The sequence below is a fragment of the Chamaesiphon sp. OTE_20_metabat_361 genome (genome assembly GCF_031364565.1).
On record NZ_JANLWO010000548.1, the window covers coordinates 1 to 4,413 of the forward strand.

Annotated in this window: 5 protein-coding genes; 2 read left to right on the plus strand and 3 right to left on the minus strand. The window is 47.0% G+C overall.

Annotated elements, in window-relative coordinates:
• Positions 1-720, minus strand: a 720-nt coding sequence (gene argC, locus RMO35_RS15720; protein ID WP_309742267.1) for an N-acetyl-gamma-glutamyl-phosphate reductase, incomplete at its 3' end; no start/stop codon positions are given.
• Between the two features lie 197 nt (positions 721-917).
• Between argC and ribBA the strand changes: the two genes are divergently transcribed.
• Together ribBA and RMO35_RS15730 are read left to right on the plus strand one after the other, a co-directional pair.
• Positions 918-2,585, plus strand: a complete 1,668-nt coding sequence (ribBA, locus tag RMO35_RS15725) for a bifunctional 3,4-dihydroxy-2-butanone-4-phosphate synthase/GTP cyclohydrolase II (protein ID WP_396135681.1) — start codon at positions 918-920, stop codon at positions 2,583-2,585.
• Positions 2,586-2,609: 24 nt separating this feature from the next.
• Entirely contained in the window at positions 2,610-3,242 is a 633-nt protein-coding gene (locus RMO35_RS15730; RefSeq protein ID WP_309742268.1) for a pentapeptide repeat-containing protein, read from the plus strand.
• Positions 3,243-3,434: 192 nt separating this feature from the next.
• Here the strand turns inward: RMO35_RS15730 and RMO35_RS15735 are convergent, their stop codons facing one another.
• Together RMO35_RS15735 and atpC are read right to left on the minus strand one after the other, a co-directional pair.
• Positions 3,435-3,899 carry a phosphate-starvation-inducible PsiE family protein gene (locus RMO35_RS15735; protein WP_309742269.1) on the minus strand — a complete coding sequence of 155 codons (465 nt, stop codon included), beginning with the start codon at positions 3,897-3,899 and terminating at the stop codon, positions 3,435-3,437.
• Positions 3,900-4,049: 150 nt separating this feature from the next.
• On the minus strand, positions 4,050-4,413 hold a 364-nt coding region (gene atpC / locus RMO35_RS15740), incomplete at its 5' end, for an ATP synthase F1 subunit epsilon (RefSeq protein ID WP_309742270.1).

The following is a 4,413-nucleotide window of genomic DNA, read 5'->3' on the forward strand; positions in this document are numbered from 1 at the left end:
ATGGGGTGTAAATTGGACTTTGACTTCATGGCTGGCAAGATCGCTACAAACTTGCTCGATTTCGGGTGTATGGCGATGTCCGGCGATGCTGTAGGCAGTAAAGCTGTTATCGGCTTCGGCTAGCAAGAGATGGGTTTTGGCTTGTCTACCGCCCCCAGAGGTACCGGATTTGGCATCGATGATGGCGGTGTCAGCATCAATTAAACCTTGTTTGAGTAGGGGTGAGAGGGCGAGGAGGCTGGCGGTAGGATAGCAGCCGGGACAGCCGACGAGTTTGGCGTTGCGGAGTTTGGCGCGGTAGAGTTCGGGCAAGCCGTAGACAGCCTGTGCTGCTGTGTCTCGATCGGTGCGCGGAATCTTGTACCATTGGGTATAGGTATCGAGATCGGTAAATCGGTAGTCTGCCGATAGGTCGAGAACGCCACAGCCTTTAGCGATTAATTTTGGGGCGAGTTCGCAGGCTAACCCATTGGGCAGAGCGAGAAATACTGCCTGACAGCGGGAGGCAATGACATCGACATCGATCGGTTCGATGGTTGAATTCACGATATGAGCGAGATGGGGATAGAGATCTCCAAACTTTTTACCCGCACTGCTGTCTCCGCCCAAATAAGCAATCTCGATCGCGGGATGATCTTGCAACAAGCGCACCAACTGCACCCCACCATAGCCTGACGCACCGACAATCCCGACTTGAAGGCGATTAATCTGCTCACCCATGAATGTTATGACCTCTATAATAAAGAAACTAGTACCATATTCATGGTGAGAAATACCAACTAGTTCGGCACCAAATTCAAAATTAGGTCTGAATTGTGCGATTCGATCGGGGTTTTACTCCGGGCGATCGATCTAGGGCGTTGACTTGCTTGAATGGACTATATAGTTTACCAACATTTTACCGATCTGTGATAGCCATTTCTTCTACTGACACGTCCGATTTTGAGTTTGACACGATTTCTACCGCTTTATTAGACTTTGCAGCGGGCAAAATGGTCGTGGTGGTAGATGATGAAAATCGCGAAAACGAGGGCGATCTGATCTGTGCGGCGCAGACCATTACCCCCGATCGGATCAACTTTATGGCTGTCCATGCGAGAGGATTGATCTGTCTGGCGATGATGGGCAACCAATTGGATCGGTTGGATCTGCCGTTGATGGTGACTAATAATACCGACCCCAACCAAACCGCTTTTACCGTCAGTATCGATGCCAGTCAGAAGTTTGGCGTCACGACCGGAATTTCGGCTGACGATCGCACGCGCACGATTCAACTAGCGATCGACTCCGATACCAGACCCGAAGATCTCCGTCGTCCGGGTCATATTTTTCCACTCAGAGCGCAAGAAGGTGGGGTCTTAAAGCGAGCCGGACATACCGAGGCGGCGGTAGACTTAGCAAGACTATCTGGCTTGGCTCCAGCGGGCGTTATCTGCGAGATTCAAAATCCTGACGGTTCGATGGCTCGGCTGCCAGATTTATTTGTCTATGCCCGCACTCACAATCTCAAGATTATTAGTATTGCCGATCTGATTAGCTATCGGCTCAAGCACGACAGGTTTGTCCATCGTGAGGCAATTACCAAGCTGCCCAGCCAGTTTGGGCAGTTTCAGATTTACGGCTATCGCAACTTACTCGATGCCACCGAGACGGTGGCGATCGTCAAGGGCAATCCGGCGGACTTTGTAGGCAAACCCGTGATGGTGCGAATGCACTCAGAATGTTTGACAGGTGATGCCCTCGGATCGCTGCGCTGCGACTGCCGGATGCAGCTCCAAGCCGCTCTGAAGATGATTGAGAATGCTGGGGCAGGTGTGGTGGTTTACTTGCGTCAGGAAGGGCGTGGCATCGGGCTGATTAATAAGCTTAAGGCATACTCGCTCCAAGATCTGGGGCTGGATACGGTCGAAGCTAACAATCGCCTCGGTTTCCCGGCGGATCTACGCAATTATGGGGTGGGCGCTCAGGTGCTTAACGACTTGGGGATTAGTAAGATTCGGTTGATTACTAATAATCCGCGCAAGATTGCCGGACTCAAGGGCTACGGACTGGAAATGGTCGATCGAGTGCCATTATTAATCGAAGCCAATGACTACAATAACGACTATCTAGCCACCAAAGCCGAAAAACTCGGTCACATGCTGCTGCAAACCTATCTCGTTACCGTCGGGATCACTTGGAATGAGGAACCGCTAGATGTCACTGCTCGGTACGATCGATTGGATAAACTTCGTCACCTCGCCCAGACACATAATCTCCTGCTCAAAGAGGAAGCTAGACCCGTGGGGACTGCTTTATTTGGCAATCCCTCACTCACTTTTCATCTCGGCTTCGACCAGGCTAATTTAGCGATCGAAGGCTGGTACAAAGACCCAAATCACCCTTATGTGCGAGCGATCTTTCAGATATTAGATGAAATTAAGACGCTCTCTCCAGTCAATCGGTTAGAATTTTTGGTGGCAAACGGTCAAGATCCACTAACTGGACTCCAAACCCAAATCGATCGTCAAACGTATCCCCAATCCCAATTACCTTCTACTCTAAATTCACAATTGGAACTTCAGATGATTTATAGCTTCTGTTAGTTTAGAGTCGATTGTAACTAGTGGATGACTACCAAAATGAGCTGCCGTTTATCCTTTGTCTGCGTTCTCATCTCAATCGGCATCGCTCCTGCTGCAAATGCCTATAGTGTAGCCGACCTCAAGACTTTGATGACTACCAATAAATGCGTCGGCTGCGATCTGAGCGGTGTAGATCTTAGTAACAAAAAGTTGGTAAATGCCGATCTGCAAGCAGCAAATCTGATCGGCGCAAATTTAACTGGCACAAATTTTGCCAATGCCAACCTCGGTGGAGCCAATCTCACTGGATCTAGTGTTACCAATACCAATTTCACTGGGGCGACATTACAAGCAGCCAGCCTAGTCAATGTCAACTTTGTCAATACCAATTTGACCGGAACAGACCTTTCTTATGGTAATCTAGTCAGCACCAATTTTAGCAGTGCAATTCTCACCAGAACCGATCTCTCAAGCGCAAATTTAGCACTAGCTAACTTTACTGGTGTCAACCTCAGTACTACCTCTTTAATCAGGGCAAATTTGGCTGGTGCTATAGGTGTCAAGGTGACATCACCCGTTGACGAAGCCAGTACTACGATTATTAATCGTCCGCGCCTCTACAGGCTACCATTTGGATTGGGTCGTCCCAAACGGTTATTACCGGGCGGCACTAGGTAATTAATTGAGAATTGAGAATTGAGAATTAATTATTACCTTCCCCTGTTTTTTGTAGCGTCTGCTGATTCACAAACGACAGACGAGTGCATCCACCGACAATCTTGTTGGATTTCCACATAAATGGGGAAGCTGTGTACTTATTTTTTTGGTAATGTACGATCGTTAATTCTGTCAATGAAGATCGTTGTGACTCTATTTGCGATTGGTTTGGTGGACGATCGCGTAACCGACTGAAAGAGAAAAAACGGCAACAGCTAAGGCAATTAGATCGCTACTACTCTTCTTTTCGAGGTCGAGGATAATAATTTTGCGAGCGACAGCAATCAAGGAGGTAACGATTACCAATTCTACTTGAACAACATGTTTGCGGAGGTATGCGGTGATATTTTCGAGGATCTCTAGTGCGATTAAAACATTGAGAAATAGTCCGAATAATTCAAATAGGGTAGTATTAAAGCTATCATTACTGGGTCTTTCGATCGTCAGCAGGAGTTTTTCAATAAGTGCATAACTCAACTGAGCGATCGCGATGAATGTCACGAAAATCATCCCAATTGATAGCAGTTTTGAGACGACACCTTCAATTTGCTCGATCGCTTCTAGAAACTTTTCATCTTCAGTAAGTACAGCTTTTAACCTTCGGAATATCCGTATCATTGCTTTTTCTCACTTATTAGAAATTTAGATTCTTCACTCATATTCGCATAACAAGACCCTCTAAATTAATAAATTAAGAGGGTCTAAATTATAGTTATTTATTTAGCGAGTATACCAGACTCGATCGAGACAGATTACCCACCGATCGTCCTAACCTCCAGCAGCTTGAAGTCTAGCTCTGGCGCGTTTAAAAGCTTGGTTAGCCTGAATTTGTTCTTGACTGTTAGCAGCAGAACTACTAGTTAGCTTTTGCTCGGCTTGGGTAAATTCTTTTTGAGCTTGTTCGCGATCGATTTTTTCGCCTAATTCTGCACCGTTAACGAGTACGGTAACTTCATCATTATCGACTTCGGCAAAACCACCCATGAGCGCAATTGGCGTCCATTTATCTTTCCCAGACTTCACTCGCATGACCGCAGTATCTAGAGCCGTCAATAACGACGCGTGACCGCTTAAAATGCCTAATTGTCCAGTAATACTGGGCAAAATTACTTCATCTGCCGTGCCGTCCCAG

What these genes read in the sequence shown, in the direction of transcription:
- RMO35_RS15730 (WP_309742268.1), top strand. Translation starts at nt 2,610, where the DNA reads ATGACTACCAAAATGAGCTGCCGTTTATCCTTTGTCTGCGTTCTCATC.
- RMO35_RS15735 (WP_309742269.1), bottom strand. Translation starts at nt 3,899, where the DNA reads ATGATACGGATATTCCGAAGGTTAAAAGCTGTACTTACTGAAGATGAA.